This is a genomic window from Agrobacterium vacciniicorymbosi, from assembly GCF_040427045.1.
In the GTDB taxonomy this organism is placed as follows: domain Bacteria; phylum Pseudomonadota; class Alphaproteobacteria; order Rhizobiales; family Rhizobiaceae; genus Agrobacterium.
This window is the reverse complement of sequence record NZ_JBETMF010000017.1, coordinates 15,858-30,151: the sequence shown is the minus strand read 5'-3', so window position 1 is coordinate 30,151 and position 14,294 is coordinate 15,858. Positions and strand designations below refer to the sequence as shown.

At 59.5% G+C, this 14,294-nt stretch carries 15 protein-coding genes; 10 read left to right on the top strand and 5 right to left on the bottom strand.

The annotated features are described in order from the left end of the window. Positions 1 to 6: 6 nt before the first annotated feature. The 3 genes from rpsP to trmD all read left to right on the top strand — a co-directional run bounded on the left by rpsP (position 7) and on the right by trmD (position 1,786). Positions 7 to 384 carry a 30S ribosomal protein S16 gene (rpsP, locus tag ABUK73_RS21515; protein WP_113087452.1) on the top strand — a complete coding sequence of 126 codons (378 nt, stop codon included), beginning with the start codon at positions 7 to 9 and terminating at the stop codon, positions 382 to 384. 120 nt (positions 385 to 504) lie between these two features. Beyond that, on the top strand, positions 505 to 1,080 hold the full coding sequence (gene rimM, locus ABUK73_RS21510; protein WP_353579051.1) for a ribosome maturation factor RimM: 576 nt from the start codon (positions 505 to 507) through the stop codon (positions 1,078 to 1,080). A 4-nt stretch (positions 1,081 to 1,084) separates the two neighbouring features. Further along, entirely contained in the window at positions 1,085 to 1,786 is a 702-nt protein-coding gene (gene trmD / locus ABUK73_RS21505; RefSeq protein WP_353579050.1) for a tRNA (guanosine(37)-N1)-methyltransferase TrmD, read from the top strand. Here the strand turns inward: trmD and ABUK73_RS21500 are convergent. Further along, positions 1,768 to 2,514, bottom strand: coding sequence for a sulfite exporter TauE/SafE family protein (locus ABUK73_RS21500; RefSeq protein WP_353579049.1), 747 nt, complete (start codon positions 2,512 to 2,514; stop codon positions 1,768 to 1,770). The genes trmD and ABUK73_RS21500 overlap by 19 nt on opposite strands. Positions 2,515 to 2,851: 337 nt before the next feature. On the opposite strand from ABUK73_RS21500, the gene rplS reads away from it, so the two are divergent. Further along, positions 2,852 to 3,397 (top strand): 50S ribosomal protein L19, encoded by a 546-nt coding sequence (rplS, locus tag ABUK73_RS21495; protein WP_113087456.1) that lies wholly within the window; start codon positions 2,852 to 2,854, stop codon positions 3,395 to 3,397. 248 nt (positions 3,398 to 3,645) lie between these two features. Here rplS and leuC read toward each other — a convergent pair whose 3' ends face one another. Then, the gene (leuC, locus tag ABUK73_RS21490; protein WP_353579048.1) at positions 3,646 to 5,055 is read right to left on the bottom strand and encodes a 3-isopropylmalate dehydratase large subunit; all 1,410 of its coding nucleotides are present in this window, start codon (positions 5,053 to 5,055) and stop codon (positions 3,646 to 3,648) included. 424 nt (positions 5,056 to 5,479) lie between these two features. Here leuC and ABUK73_RS21485 point away from each other — a divergent pair, with 424 nt between their 5' ends. Together ABUK73_RS21485 and ABUK73_RS21480 are read left to right on the top strand one after the other, a co-directional pair. Next, positions 5,480 to 6,772, top strand: a complete 1,293-nt coding sequence (locus tag ABUK73_RS21485) for an MFS transporter (protein WP_353579047.1) — start codon at positions 5,480 to 5,482, stop codon at positions 6,770 to 6,772. 120 nt (positions 6,773 to 6,892) lie between these two features. After that, positions 6,893 to 7,408 (top strand): nuclear transport factor 2 family protein, encoded by a 516-nt coding sequence (locus tag ABUK73_RS21480; RefSeq protein ID WP_353579046.1) that lies wholly within the window; start codon positions 6,893 to 6,895, stop codon positions 7,406 to 7,408. A 1-nt stretch (position 7,409) separates the two neighbouring features. Here ABUK73_RS21480 and ABUK73_RS21475 read toward each other — a convergent pair whose 3' ends face one another. Both ABUK73_RS21475 and ABUK73_RS21470 read right to left on the bottom strand, forming a co-directional pair. Further along, positions 7,410 to 8,201 (bottom strand): amino acid ABC transporter permease, encoded by a 792-nt coding sequence (locus ABUK73_RS21475; protein WP_353579045.1) that lies wholly within the window; start codon positions 8,199 to 8,201, stop codon positions 7,410 to 7,412. Positions 8,202 to 8,258: 57 nt separating this feature from the next. Then, positions 8,259 to 9,053: a transporter substrate-binding domain-containing protein gene (locus tag ABUK73_RS21470; protein ID WP_454892405.1), complete on the bottom strand. Its 795-nt coding sequence runs from the start codon at positions 9,051 to 9,053 to the stop codon at positions 8,259 to 8,261. 163 nt (positions 9,054 to 9,216) lie between these two features. On the opposite strand from ABUK73_RS21470, the gene ABUK73_RS21465 reads away from it, so the two are divergent. The 3 genes from ABUK73_RS21465 (at position 9,217) to ABUK73_RS21455 (ending at position 12,803) form a co-directional block, all read left to right on the top strand. Further along, positions 9,217 to 10,113: an NAD(P)-dependent oxidoreductase gene (locus ABUK73_RS21465; RefSeq protein ID WP_353579044.1), complete on the top strand. Its 897-nt coding sequence runs from the start codon at positions 9,217 to 9,219 to the stop codon at positions 10,111 to 10,113. 162 nt (positions 10,114 to 10,275) lie between these two features. Then, positions 10,276 to 11,709, top strand: coding sequence for an aldehyde dehydrogenase family protein (locus tag ABUK73_RS21460; RefSeq protein WP_353579043.1), 1,434 nt, complete (start codon positions 10,276 to 10,278; stop codon positions 11,707 to 11,709). Between the two features lie 116 nt (positions 11,710 to 11,825). Next, a complete protein-coding gene (locus tag ABUK73_RS21455; protein ID WP_353579042.1) occupies positions 11,826 to 12,803 on the top strand; it encodes a threonine ammonia-lyase in 978 nt (325 codons plus the stop codon). Here ABUK73_RS21455 and ABUK73_RS21450 read toward each other — a convergent pair. Beyond that, a complete protein-coding gene (locus ABUK73_RS21450) occupies positions 12,800 to 13,900 on the bottom strand; it encodes an NAD(P)/FAD-dependent oxidoreductase (RefSeq protein WP_353579041.1) in 1,101 nt (366 codons plus the stop codon). The genes ABUK73_RS21455 and ABUK73_RS21450 overlap by 4 nt on opposite strands. Before the next feature lie 225 nt (positions 13,901 to 14,125). Here ABUK73_RS21450 and ABUK73_RS21445 point away from each other — a divergent pair, with 225 nt between their 5' ends. Further along, positions 14,126 to 14,269: a hypothetical protein gene (locus tag ABUK73_RS21445; protein ID WP_353579040.1), complete on the top strand. Its 144-nt coding sequence runs from the start codon at positions 14,126 to 14,128 to the stop codon at positions 14,267 to 14,269. Positions 14,270 to 14,294: the final 25 nt, after the last annotated feature.

Sequence of the window (14,294 nt, the reverse complement as noted above, 5' to 3'; positions counted from 1 at the left end):
ACTCACATGGCACTGAAAATTCGTCTCGCACGCGGTGGTTCCAAGAAGCGCCCGTACTACCAGATCGTCGTTGCAGACGCCCGTTCGCCACGCGACGGCCGTTTCCTGGAGAAGGTCGGTTCGTGGAACCCGATGCTTGCCAAGGACAATGCTGATCGCATCCAGATCAACGCTGACCTCGTCAAGGAATGGATTGAAAAGGGCGCACAGCCAACCGACCGCGTTCTGCGCTTCCTCGCAGAAGCTGGCATCGCAACCCGCGACGCACGCAGCAACCCTGAAAAGGCAAAGCCAGGCAAGAAGGCTCTCGAGCGCGTTGCTGAGAAGAAGCAGAAGGCCGACGACGCCGCTGCTGCTGCCGCAGAAGCATCTGCTGCCGAATAATTCCGGCCTGCACGGTTATGAAACGGGTGGCGTGGTTTTCCGCGCCACCCGTTTATGTTTATTTTGACCGCAACATGCCGTACATAGATTTTTAAAGACGAACACCGAAACGGACGACCGATGGCAAAGCTGGAAAACCCCATTCTCATGGCCAAGATTGGCGCGGCGCAGGGACTGCGTGGCGAGGTGCGGGTGAGTTCCTATACGGACGATCCGACGGCGCTGGGCGATTACGGCAATCTGGTTGCCGCTGACGGGCGCGTGTTCGAGATTCTTGAGATTCGCGAAGCCAAGACTGTTGTCATCGTGCGCTTTCGCGGGATTAACGACCGCAATGCGGCGGAAGCTCTGAATGGTATCGAGCTGTTCGTCGACCGCGACAATCTGCCGGATGACGATCTGGATGATGACGAATTCTATTATACCGATCTGGAAGGGCTGGAGGCAGTGGATGCCGACGGCAAGAGCTATGGTTCTGTCACTGCCGTGCATGATTTCGGTGCGGGCGATCTTCTGGAACTGAAGGGTGCGGGCCGACGCCCGGCGCTCATTCCCTTTTCCGAGGCTGCTGTTCTGGAAATCGATCTCGAGGCCAAAAAAATCCTGATCGATCCCTTTGCTGCCGGGCTGATCGACAATCCTGAAGACGGCAAGGATGACCCGGATCATCCGATTTTCGGCAAGAGCAAGAAATAAGCCGATGAGCTTCAAGGCAACGGTGCTGACGCTCTACCCGGACATGTTTCCGGGACATCTCTCCCATTCGCTGGCGGGCAAGGCGCTGGAGCGCGGCCAGTGGCAGATCGAGCCGGTGCAAATCCGTGATTTTGCCACCGACAAACACCGCAGCGTGGATGACACGCCAGCCGGTGGTGGTGCGGGCATGGTGCTGAAGCCGGATGTATTGGCAGCGGCTATCGATGCCGTCTCAAAGGATGATACGCGTCCGCGGCTGCTGATGAGCCCGCGTGGGCGACCGTTGACACAGGAACGGGTGCGCGAGATTGCCGCCGGGGATGGTGTGATCATTATCTGTGGCCGTTTCGAGGGCGTGGACCAGCGGGTGATCGATGCGCGCGATCTCGAAGAAGTCTGCATCGGCGACTATATTCTCTCCGGTGGTGAACCGGCAGCGCTGACGCTGCTGGATGCCGTGGTTCGCATTCTGCCCGGTGTGATGGGCAACGACCTCTCGGGCGTGCATGAGAGTTTCGAGGGCGGGCTACTGGAGCATCCGCATTATACCCGCCCGCAGGTCTGGGAAGAGCGCGATATTCCCGCTGTTCTGACCTCCGGCAACCACAAGGCTATCGACACCTGGCGGCATGAGCAGGCGCTGGCGCTGACGAAAGAGCGTCGCCCGGACCTTCTGGCTAAGCCAACTCAGGTCGATACGAAATAATAGACCGACAGCAGCAGGCCGACCGAGATCACCAAGGCGCGGATGATCCACTGCGGCACGCGGCGCGCAATATAGACGCCGCTATAGCCGCCAATGGCCGAGGCCGGGATCATGATCAGCGCGGCAGGCCATGCCACCACACCGCCACCGACGAAAACGACGATGGCGACCGCCGCGATGACGACGGCCAGCAGGTTTTTCAGCGCATTGAGGTGGTGATAGCTGCCACCTGCCGTCAGGCCCAGCACGGCCAGCATCATGATGCCCATGCCCGCGCCGAAGAAGCCACCATAGATGGATGTGAAGAACTGACCGGTGAGGCTGGCTGCATTGCCGGGTGAGCGCTCAACACTTGTGCGCGGGCGCAGCCAAGGACCTGCGGCAAAGAGAAGCGTAGCAGCGAGCAGCAGCCATGGTACGAGCTGGCGGAAAGAGGGGTTATCCAGCGACAGAAGCAGCAGCGCGCCTGCGGTAGACCCAGCAATGGAAAGAATGGCGAGAAACACCGCGCCTTTCCAGTGGGCGCGGATTTCCGGCCAGTAGGCGATGACGGATGTGACATAGCCGGGAAACTGCACGATGGAGGAGGTGGCATTTGCCGAAATCGGCGCGATTCCGGCAATCGTCATGGCACCGAAGGTTAGAAACGTGCCGCCGCCGGCGATGGCATTGACGGCACCGGACAGAAAGCCGCTGGCAAGCAGCAGCAGGATGATGAAGAATGACATGGCCCCTCCCGGCGCGTCTCTGAGAGCGCCTGCGTTCTTGCGGACGCATAGGACGCTCTCATTCTTTGTATTTTCGCGCCGATGCGCTACGCCTGAAACCTCCATATCCGTTGACGGGATGGACGACAATCAGGCAGCGACCGACAAAATAATGTCACAAGAGGGATGACAAATGCGCCGTCTTGCTGTAATGGCCCGCGTGGAACTGGGGTTTACCCCTTTAACCGCAAGCAAAGAATGGTGAACCCGCTCCTGCCGCAAGGCATGGTCCCGAGACAAGGTTTCAAGGGATGACAGTTGAGCGCTCTGGCTGTTTCAGAAGAACTCAGAGGTTAACATGACCAACATTATCGCACAGCTGGAAGCCGAACAGGCTGCCAAGATCGAAGCGAAGCGTACGCTTCCAGAATTTTCCCCAGGTGACACCGTTCGCGTCAACGTACGCGTAACGGAAGGCAACCGTACCCGCGTACAGGCCTATGAAGGCGTTTGCATTGCCCGTTCCGGCGGCGGCATCAACGAAAGCTTCACCGTTCGCAAGATCTCCTATGGCGAAGGCGTAGAGCGCGTATTCCCGGTTTACTCGCCGCTGGTTGAAGGCGTTGAAATCGTCCGCCGCGGTAAGGTTCGCCGCGCGAAGCTCTACTACCTGCGCGACCGTCGCGGTAAGTCCGCTCGTATCGTTGAAGACACCGGCGTTCGCGCTCGCAAGCTCAACGACGCTGAGCGTCAGGCCGCTGCCGAAGAAAAGGCACGCATCGAAGCTGAAAAGGTTGCAGCAGCACAGGCTCTGGCCGCTGAAAAGGCCGCAGCAGAAGCTGCTGAAGCCAAGGCAGCTGAAGAAGCCGCAGCAGCAAAGGCCGCTGAAGGTGCAGCTGAATAAGCTTTTCCCCCATCGGGAATTTTAAAAAAAGGCGGTCTTCGGGCCGCCTTTTCTTTTTGCTGCATGTCTGGATGATTGGGCCATTGAGGCGTGAGCAGTCTTAAAGACGAGCAGAGGCCATTCCCCGTCAAAGACGGAGAATCACGGCTCAATGATTTTCAAAGGGCTATGCAGGGAAGGCGCTGTCAGTCAGCGCAGGCCGAAGGACCGAAAACCCGGAGGGCTTTCGGTCGATCATCATGGCCGGTTTACTGCCACTCGCGAATATCCACGAAATGGCCCGCAACGGCTGCCGCTGCCGCCATGGCAGGGGAGACGAGGTGGGTGCGGCTCTTATAGCCCTGACGTCCCTCGAAGTTGCGATTGGAGGTGGAGGCGCAGCGTTCGCCGGGGGCGAGGCGGTCGTCATTCATGGCAAGGCACATGGAGCAGCCGGGCTCGCGCCACTCGAAACCCGCTTCGAGGAAAATCTTGTCCAGACCTTCCTTTTCCGCCTGTTCCTTCACCAGACCGGAGCCGGGAACGATCATGGCGGAGACCGTGGGGGCGACCTTGCGGCCTTCGACCACCTTGGCGGCGGCGCGCAAATCCTCGATGCGGCCATTGGTGCAGGAGCCGATGAAGACACGGTCGATGGCGATATCCGTCATTTTGGTGCCGGGCTTAAGGCCCATATAGTCCAGCGCGCGATGCTTGGAATTGCGCTTGTTCTCGTCGGCAATCTCATCCGGATCGGGAACCGTGCCCTGCACCGAGACCACGTCTTCCGGCGAGGAGCCCCAGGAGACGATGGGCGGCAGGTTGGCGGCATCCAGCACAACGACCTTGTCGTAATGCGCGCCTTCATCGGACTTCAGCGTCTTCCAATAGGCGATGGCCTGTTCCAGCGTCTCGCCCTTGGGTGCGCGCGGCTTGTCCTTGATATAGTCGAAGGTGGTTTCATCAGGCGCAATCAGACCGGCGCGCGCGCCGCCCTCGATGGTCATGTTGCAGACCGTCATGCGGCCTTCCATGGAGAGCGAACGGATCGCCTCACCGGCAAATTCGATGACATGGCCGGTGCCGCCAGCCGTGCCGATTTCGCCGATGATGGCCAGAATGATGTCTTTGGCGGTGACGCCGTCTGGCACCTTGCCATCGACACGCACCAGCATGTTCTTGGCCTTCTTCTGGATCAGCGTCTGGGTCGCCAGAACGTGTTCGACCTCCGATGTGCCGATACCGTGCGCGAGCGCACCGAAGGCACCGTGGGTGGAGGTGTGGCTGTCACCGCAGACGATGGTCATGCCCGGGAGGGTAAAGCCCTGTTCCGGCCCGACGATGTGAACGATGCCCTGGCGCTTGTCGCGCTCGGAGTAATATTCGACGCCGAATTCCGCAGCATTATGCGCCAGCGCTTCCACCTGAATGCGGCTTTCCTCGTTCTTGATGCCCTCAAGACGGTCGGCGGTGGTGGGAACATTGTGGTCGACCACGGCCAGCGTACGGGTGGGCGAGTGAACAGGGCGACCGGCCAGGCGCAGACCTTCGAAGGCCTGCGGGCTCGTCACCTCATGCACGAGGTGACGGTCGATGTAGAGAAGACAGGTTCCGTCCGGGTCACGATTGACGACGTGGTCGTCCCAGATTTTATCATAGAGGGTACGAGGTGCGCTCATGGCTATATCCATCAGATATTGAAAAGGATTTGGGTTCGCGAAAAGACTGGCAGCGAGGGGCTATCAGGCGAACGTAAGTCGCGTATTCAGCGCGCCGGAAATATCCGCGAAAAAGCGTGCCGGCAGACGCTTGTGGTCCTGCAGCACGAAAATGTTTTGCGCGAGACATCCGAATTTCGATCCCATGTATCTTTCATAGCAGATCGGCTTTTCCACGGCAATATTGCCGCGCCGAATGAAATCCGCTTAGCCGGGCGGTTCGCCGCCGCGAGATTGATCATCCTTGGCGGGATAAAAATCGAGTTTCGCGCGTTACGCTCTCGCGCAGTTGTGATCTCACGACGCCGTAACGCTTGCGTGAAGGGCTGCGCTCTCGATTGTATTCGGCCTGCATGTTCATGCAGCTGACAGGGGAGGGTACGTTTTGGTATCTGAAAAAGCACTCATTTCAAAAATCACCTGGCGGTTGATGCCGTTTCTGGGGCTTCTCTACCTCATCGCCTATATCGACCGGCAGAATGTGAGCTTTGCCAAGCTGCAGATGGTGGGCGATCTGGGATTGAGCGAATATGCCTATGGCCTTGGCGCATCGCTGTTCTTCATCGGTTATTTCATCTTCGAAGTTCCGAGCAACCTGCTGCTGACCCGGTTCGGGGCCAGTCGCTGGTTTGCGCGCATCATCATTTCCTGGGGGCTGGTGACGATTGCGCTGGCCTATACCAGCAGCCAGACGATGTTCTATATTCTGCGCTTTCTGCTGGGCGCCTGCGAAGCGGGTTTCTTTCCCGGCGTTCTCTATCTCCTGACCCTGTGGTTCCCGCGTGATTATCGCGGACGGATGGTCGGGCTGTTCATGATCTTCAGCGCGCTGGCCAATGCCGTGGGCGCACCGCTGGGCGGTATGCTGCTCGATCTCGACGGGCTGTTCGGTTATGCGGGCTGGGAATGGGTGTTTCTTGCCACGGGCGTTCCGGCCGTCATCGCCGGTATCTTCACCATCTTCTATCTGGACGACACGCCTGAGAAGGCGAAGTTCCTGACCCAGGAGGAAAAGGACTGGCTGAAGAACCGCATCGCGTCTGAAAACTCCGATATGGAAGAACATGCCGAAAACGGTTTCAAGGCATTGATCAATCCGCGTGTGCTGTTCATGTCGCTGTGCTTCGTCGGCTTTCCGCTGGCGGCCTATGGTCTCAGCTACTGGCTGCCGACCATCGTCAAGGGCTTTGGCGTTTCCAACACCACCAACGGCTTCATCAACATCATTCCGTGGATCGTGGTTGCGGTTGCGCTCTACGTCATCCCAGCGGCTGCCGACCGTGCGGAAAACAAGACGCCCTATATCGTCGGACCTGCCTTCCTCGGCGCGTTCTGCCTGTTGATGTCGGCGCTGGTGACGATGCCGGTCCTGCAATTTGCGTTCCTGTGCATTGCAGCCGCTGGCATTTTCGCAGGCCAGCCGGTGTTCTGGAGCCTGCCGGGCCGGTTCCTCAAAGGTGCCGGTGCGGCGGCGGGTCTTGCCGCCATCAACTCGGTGGGCAACCTCGGCGGCTTCGTGGCGCAAAATGTGGTGCCATGGATCAAGGATCAGACGGGCAGCACGATTGCGCCGATGTTCTTCCTTTCCGCCTGCCTGGCGGTGGCGGGCGTGCTCGTCATCATTGCCGGTCGCATGATTGCGGCGCAGGGGAAGAAGCAGGCTGAAGCGCACGCCTGACGCCTCTTTCCGCCGCTGGTTCCCTGCATGTGACCAGCGGCGGAAAAACTGCCTGCTTCCGGCAGCGTTCTCCGCGTTCTATGGTCCGGCATCCACTGCCCGCACCCATGAGGAGAACCCATGATACGCTTCATCAGACATATCGCGCTTGGTTGCGCTCTTTCGCTGCCCGCATTTGCGCTGGCCTCTCTGCCAGCCCAGGCTCAGGAAGCCGTCGTCAAGGCGCCCGACGCCGAAGCGCTGTTCACCAGCCCGGACCCAAAGCTCAATGTTAACAAGCAGGTGACCTACAAGATCATCCGCGATCTGCTGGAAGCCGGCCATTGGGACAAGGCGGATCAATATCTGACCGAGCGTTATATCCAGCACAATCCCAATGCCGCATCGGGCCGTGACGGTGTGATCAAGTTCTTCACCGAGGTGCTGAAAGTGCCGAAGAAGCCCATTCCGGACAAGATCAGCTCACCCGTCGCTTTCGTGACCGCCGAGGGCGATCTGGTGACGGTTGGTTTCGTGCATGAGGTCAAGGACCCGAAAGACCCGTCCAAGACCTACACGACGACATGGTTCGACACATGGCGTTTCGTGGATGGCAAGGCGGATGAGCATTGGGATTCGGCGCTCAAAGGCCAGTAATCTATCCGCGCGGGCTGCGGCGCAGGGATTTTTCTACGCGCCGCAGGGCCAGCGACAGGCCGAGCGTCAGGATGAGGTAGATATAGGCGACGATGGAATAGGTTTCGAAAAACCGGAACGAGCCCGCCGCATAGACCTTGCCGAGTTGGGTGATATCCATGACGCCCAGTACCGAGACCAGCGAACTGTCCTTGACCATGGACACGAAATCATTGGAGAGCGGCGGGAAGATCGTGCGGATGGCCTGCGGAAAGGTGACGAGGCGAAAGCGCTGAAAGCGGTTGAGACCGAGTGCCTTTGCGGCTTCGATCTGCCCCTCATCCACCGCCTCGATACCGGCGCGGAAAATTTCCGCGATGAAGGCGGCGTAGCAGATGGTCAGTGCCAGAATGGCCCGCCATGTCAGCGAAAAATCGCGCACCAGCATCGCTTCAACCCATCCGGCCTGAATGAGCGGGGTGATAACCCAGTTGAACAGGCTGACGAAGGCGGGTGCGCCGACAAAGGCGATGTAGAACAGCACGACGAGAACAGGGATGCCGCGCACCGTTTCGATATAGAAACGGGCAATCTGGCGCAGCACGAGCGTATCGGCCATGCCCATGATGGCGATGAGCAGACCCCACAGCGAGGCGAGCGCGAAGGCCACCAGCGTGACGAAAACAGTCATGCCGATGCCTTTGATGACGGTGGCAAAGACCTGCGCGTAGATGCCGTTGACCGCAATGACCACGGCCAGCACCAGCCCGATGCCGACGAGCGCCACCAGCCACCATGGAAAATCATCCGTCACGGTGGATCTGCGCCTCTGGCTCACGCTGTCGTCTTTCTGTCATTGCCAAGCATGGGTTTACTGGCCGAGCTTGTAGTCCAGAAACCACTTCTTATCGAGTGCGGTAAAGGTGCCGTCCGCCTTCAGCGCGGCAATGGCGGCATTCACAGGCGCGACCAGATCGGAGCCCTTTTTGAAGATGAAGCCGAAATCATCGCCGCCCAAGGGGCCGCCGATCAGCTTCAGCGTGCCGCCAGATGCATCGACATAGCCTTTGCCAGCCACACCATCCGTCAGCACAAGATCGACATCGCCGGTTTTCAGTGCCTGCACGGTGGCGCCGAAGGTTTCCATCAATTTCACCCGCGGGTTCTGCTCATTGCCGTCGAGAATGTCGTAGACGGCTGTATAGAAAGGTGTCGTCCCAGCCTGTGCGCCGACAAGACCCTTGTCGAAGGCGGCGAAGCTCTTGGCATCGGTAAAGCGCGTCTCATCGGCGCGCACCAGCATGAACATTTCCGAGCGCATATAGGGATTGGAGAAATCCACCTTCTGCTTGCGCTCGTCCTTGATGCTGATGCCGGTCATGCCGATGTCGTATTGACCATCGGACACGGCCTGGATCATCGCATCCCAGGATGTGTTCTGATACTCGACCTTGAAATTCAGCCGCTTGGCGATCTCGCCCATCGCATCATATTCCCAGCCGATTGCCTTGCCGGAGGCGGGATCGACGAATTGCAGCGGCGGATAGGCATTTTCCGTGACAACGACCACGGTTTTGCCCTTCAGGTCCGGCAGGTCGGCGGAGAAGGAAAGGGCGGGCGACAGAATGGTCGCGGCAATGGCGATGAAAAACGAGCGTCTGAGCAATGTCGTATCTCCTGCTGGCAATGCTGGAAAATGACATGGTTTGAAGTGGGAGAGCAAGAGCGCATTGCGCGGGCTGCGTGCCTCAGCGAACCGCGCCGAGCCCAAACGCCCTTTCGGAGACGATGGTAATGTGCACATTGAAACCAATTCGGGAGGAATGACGATGACCAAAGACAATAGCCGCGCGATCGCCTTTATCGGCACGGGATTGATGGGCGGGCCCATGGCGCGCAATCTCCTGAAGGCTGGATTTACCGTGCGGGTCTGGAACCGCAGCACCGAGAAGGCGCAGGCGCTGGTGGCCGATGGTGCAGTGCTGGCCTCGTCTCCGGCAGACGCCGCCAAGGGTGCCGATGTCGTCATCACCATGTTGAGCGATGGCAAGGCGGTGGGCGACGTGCTGTTCGATAGCGGCGTGGCGCAGGTGCTGGAAAAAGGCGCGGTCGTCATCGACAGCAGCTCCATTGCCCCGCCCATCGCGCGCGACCATTCCGGCAGGCTGAGCGCACTCGGAATCGGTCACATCGATGCGCCGGTATCCGGTGGTGTCGTCGGCGCAAGTGCGGGCACGCTGGCCATTATGGCGGGTGGTGATGAGGCGCTGGTCACGAGCCTTTCGGACGTATTTGCCGCCATGGGCAGGCTGACCTATGTCGGCCCCTCGGGTGCCGGGCAACTCTGCAAGCTGGCCAACCAGCAGATCGTGGCCATTACCATCGGTGCGGTTGCCGAGGCGATGATGCTGGTGGAGGCGGGCGGTGCTTCGCGCGAAGGGTTCCGCAATGCCATTCGCGGCGGTTTTGCCGAAAGCCGGATATTGGAACTGCACGGTGAGCGCATGGTCAAACGCGACTTCGTGCCGGGCGGTCCTTCCAAATTCCAGCTGAAGGATCTCAACGGCGTGCTGGCGACGGCGAAAGACCTGTCGCTGGATTTGCCGCTGACGCAGACGATCACGCAGGAATTCGATCTTTTCGTCGGCGATGGCGGTGCGGATATCGACCATAGTGGCCTCCTTCTGCACCTCGAAAAAATGAACGGTCGGCAGCGATCTTCATAAAATCTGATAATATTATGATATGGTGACTTTTCCAGACAGATAAGATGACATAAGGTCGCGACCAATTTTGCCGCTTATCCGCGCGGCTAGCTTTTGGCCGGTTGGCCTTGGACGAAAGAGGGTGACGAGATGGTCGCCGCTCGACATCACAGGGAGCACTTCATGACAGTTCACCAGAATCTTATCAACGGCGAGTGGATCGGCGCCGACACGTCGAAAAACATCAACCCGTCCGACACCAACGAGGTCGTCGGTCTTTATGCGCAGGCGAGCGCAGACGATGCGAAAGAGGCGATTGCTGCCGCCAAGGCCGCTTTTCCGGCATGGTCGCGATCCGGCATTCTGGAACGCCACGCGATCCTGAAAAAGACGGCTGACGAAATTCTGGCCCGCAAGGAAGAACTCGGCGCGCTTCTGGCCCGCGAAGAGGGCAAGGTTCTGGCCGAAGGTATCGGCGAGACCATCCGCGCCGCGCAAATCTTCGATTTCTTTGCCGGTGAAGCGCTGCGCCTTGCTGGCGAAGTCATTCCCTCTGCCCGCCCGAATATCGGCGTCGAAGTCACCCGCGAGCCGCTCGGCGTCATCGGCATCATCACGCCGTGGAACTTCCCGATTGCCATTCCGGCCTGGAAGATCGCGCCAGCTCTCTGCTACGGCAACACCATCGTCTTCAAGCCAGCCGATCTCGTTCCGGGCTGCTCCTGGGCGATTGTCGATATTCTCCACCGCGCCGGTCTGCCGAAGGGCGTGCTGAACCTCGTCATGGGTCGCGGCTCGGTCGTCGGTCAGGCCATGCTCGACAGCCCGCATCTGTCCGGCATCACCTTTACCGGCTCTACCGGCACCGGCCAGCGCGTTGCAGCGTCGTCGCTGCCTTTCAACCGTAAATTCCAGCTGGAGATGGGTGGCAAGAACCCCTTCGTCGTGCTTGACGATGCCGACCTCAACGTTGCCGTGGAAGCCGCCGCAAACTCTGGCTTCTACTCCACCGGACAGCGCTGCACGGCGTCTTCGCGCATCATCGTGACCGAAGGCATTCACGACAAGTTCGTTGCCGCCATGACCGAGCGTCTGGCCAAGATCAATGTCGGCCACGCCATGGACAAGGAAACCCATGTCGGCCCGGTGGTTGATGAAAAGCAGCTGAAGCAGGACACCGATTACATCGAGATCGGCAAAAAGGAAGGCGCCAAGGTTGCCTTCGGTGGCGATCTCGTCAAGCGCGAAACACCCGGCTTCTTCCTTCAGCCGACGCTGTTTACCGAAGCCACCAACAGCATGCGCATTTCGCAGGAAGAAATCTTCGGACCTGTCGCAGCCGTCATCCGCGTCAAGGATTATGACGAGGCACTGGCCGTTGCCAATGACACGCCATTCGGCCTATCCTCCGGCATCGCCACCACCAGCCTCAAGCATGCAACCCACTTCAAGCGCAATGCGGAAGCGGGCATGGTGATGGTCAACCTGCCAACCGCAGGCGTGGACTTCCACGTTCCCTTCGGTGGCCGCAAGGCATCTTCTTTCGGCCCGCGTGAGCAGGGCAAATATGCGAGCGAGTTCTTCACCACGGTGAAGACGGCCTACACGCTGGCCTGATATCGGTATCTGACGAAAACGATCCCCGGCACTGTCCGGGGATTTTTTTTGCCTCTTCTCCGGCGGCGATTTCTGCCTATGGTGTGAGCGCAAACAGGCAGAGAGACAGGGACAGCATGACAGATATTTCGATGATCGAGGCGGCACGCCAGCGTATTGGTTTCGAGGCGGTTCGAACGCCGTTGCTGTCATCGCCCTTTCTGGACGAGATCGCCGGGCGCAGAATTCTGGTGAAGGCCGAATGCCTGCAACGCACCGGCTCTTTCAAATTTCGCGGCGGCTGGTCTGCCGTTTCAGGCATTGCTGAGGATGTGCGCCAGCGCGGCGTCATCGCCTTTTCCTCCGGCAACCACGCGCAGGGCGTGGCGCTGGCCGCAGCCCTGCACGGCGTTCCCGCCGTCATCATCATGCCGCAGGATGCGCCGAAAATAAAAATCGACAATACCAAAGCCTACGGGGCCGAAGTCGTTTTGTTCGACCGCTCGAAAGACGACCGCGACGCCATCGGCGCGAAGCTATCGCAGGAGCGCGGACTGACGCTGATCAAGCCCTTCGATGAACCCCTGGTCATTGCCGGACAGGGCACGGTGGGTCTGGAAATTGCCGAGCAGGTGCAGGAACTGGGCATCGATGAGGCCGAGGTTCTGGTCCCCTGCGGTGGCGGTGGCCTGACATCGGGCATCGCGCTGGCGCTGGAAGCTAGAGCGCCGCGTTACACGGTGCGGACCTGTGAGCCGGAAAAATTCGATGACGTTGCCCGCTCGCTGGCATCGGGCAAGATCGAGCGCAATCAGGCGCTCTCCGGCTCCGTCTGCGATGCGATCATAACGCCGCAGCCCGGCAACATCACCTTCCCGATCATGGCCAGCCACTGCGGCACCGGCATTGCGGTGACGGAAGAGGAAGCCCTGCGCGCCATGGTACTGGCCTTTCTGCGCCTCAAGGTGGTGGTCGAGCCCGGCGGTGCGGTGGCGCTGGCTGCTGCTCTGTTTCACGGTGCAGCGTTGCAGGCGGAAACGGTCATCGCGGTCGCCTCCGGCGGTAATGTCGATCCCGAGGTGATGGCGTCTGCCCTGTCGCGCTTTGTGGATTAGGTGAGGCGGCGCGACACCTCTGCGGCAATCGCCAGCGATGCCGTCAGCCCCGGGCTTTCGATGCCGAAGAGATTGACGAGACCGTCGATACCGTGGGTTTCCGGCCCATCGATACGAAAATCCATGGCGGGATCGTCAGGGCCTGAAATCTTTGGCCGAATGCCGGAATAGGCAGGCACCAGTGCATTGTCAGGAAGACCGGGCCAGTAGCGCCGGATCGCCTCATCGAAGCCTTTCGAGCGGCGGGGATCGACGACATAGTCGATCTCATCGACCCATTCCACATCCGGCCCGAAGCGCGCCTGCCCGCCGAGATCGAGCGTCAGGTGAACGCCAAGGCCGTGGCTGTGAGGTGCGGGATAGATCAGCCGCGAGAAGGGTGATTTGCCCGACAGCGAAAAATAGGAACCCTTGGCGAAACGCGGGACGGGTATGTGATCGGGGGCGAGACCTTCGATGTTCTGGGCCATATGGGGTGCGGTGAGCCCTGCCGCATTGACCAGCAATCGGCAGGTCAATTGCATCGGCTCGTTTCCGCCAACATCGACGTGGAAGCCGCCATCGGTCGGTTCGGCGCGCAGGAACGGCGCATGATAGGCGATTACGGTACCAGCATCTTCCGCATCGCCCAGAAGCGCCAGCATATAGGCGTGGCTGTCTATGATGCCGGTGGAGGGTGACAACAGGGCTGCCTCGCCGCTAAGTGCAGGCTCCATGCGCTTCGCCTGCGCCGCATCGATCAGCGTCAGGTCATCGCAGCCGTTTTCGAGGCCGCGCGCCCGCAGGTTTTCCAGAAGCGGGATTTCTTCGCCGGTTGTTGCGACGATCAGCTTGCCGCAGCGGCGGTGACCGACGCCATGGCTTTCACAGAAAGCATAGAGGTCGTGCCTGCCTTCGACACAGAAACGCGCCTTCAGGCTACCCTTCGGGTAATAAAGCCCGGCATGGATGACCTCGCTATTGCGCGACGAGGTCTGGGTGCCGAATTCGCCCTCACGCTCCAGAACGATTGTGGACAGCCCGGACTGAGACAGGGTGCGTGCCGTGGCAAGCCCGACCACGCCTGCGCCGATGATGATGACGTCGATATCTGCCAAGTGACTTTCCGTTAACTTTTGTGTTGAACCGGAAATGGTGCTGCGCGTTGATACTGCAAATCGGGTAGATCGATGCGTGTTGGGAGGCAAGTGACGATCAGTATTTTTCCCGATTTCGGCAAATAATGGAAAATCATCTCTACAGAAAGACTAGAGAATAAAGCTATTCTAGCATCCACAGTCGAGAGGCCGGTTCATCCGGCAGTGTCAACGAGGGAGGGTTCGATGTCTTATTCCAAAGCCGGAAAAATCAAAGATTTCACACCATCGCCCGCGCCATCGCGCAGCTGGCAGGCCACCATCCATACGGCCATCGTCGGCGTCAGCTTCGCCTTTGTCGGCGCAGTCATTCTTGGTCTGGTTCCCTAATTCTCCCAAAATTCTCCCAAGCCCG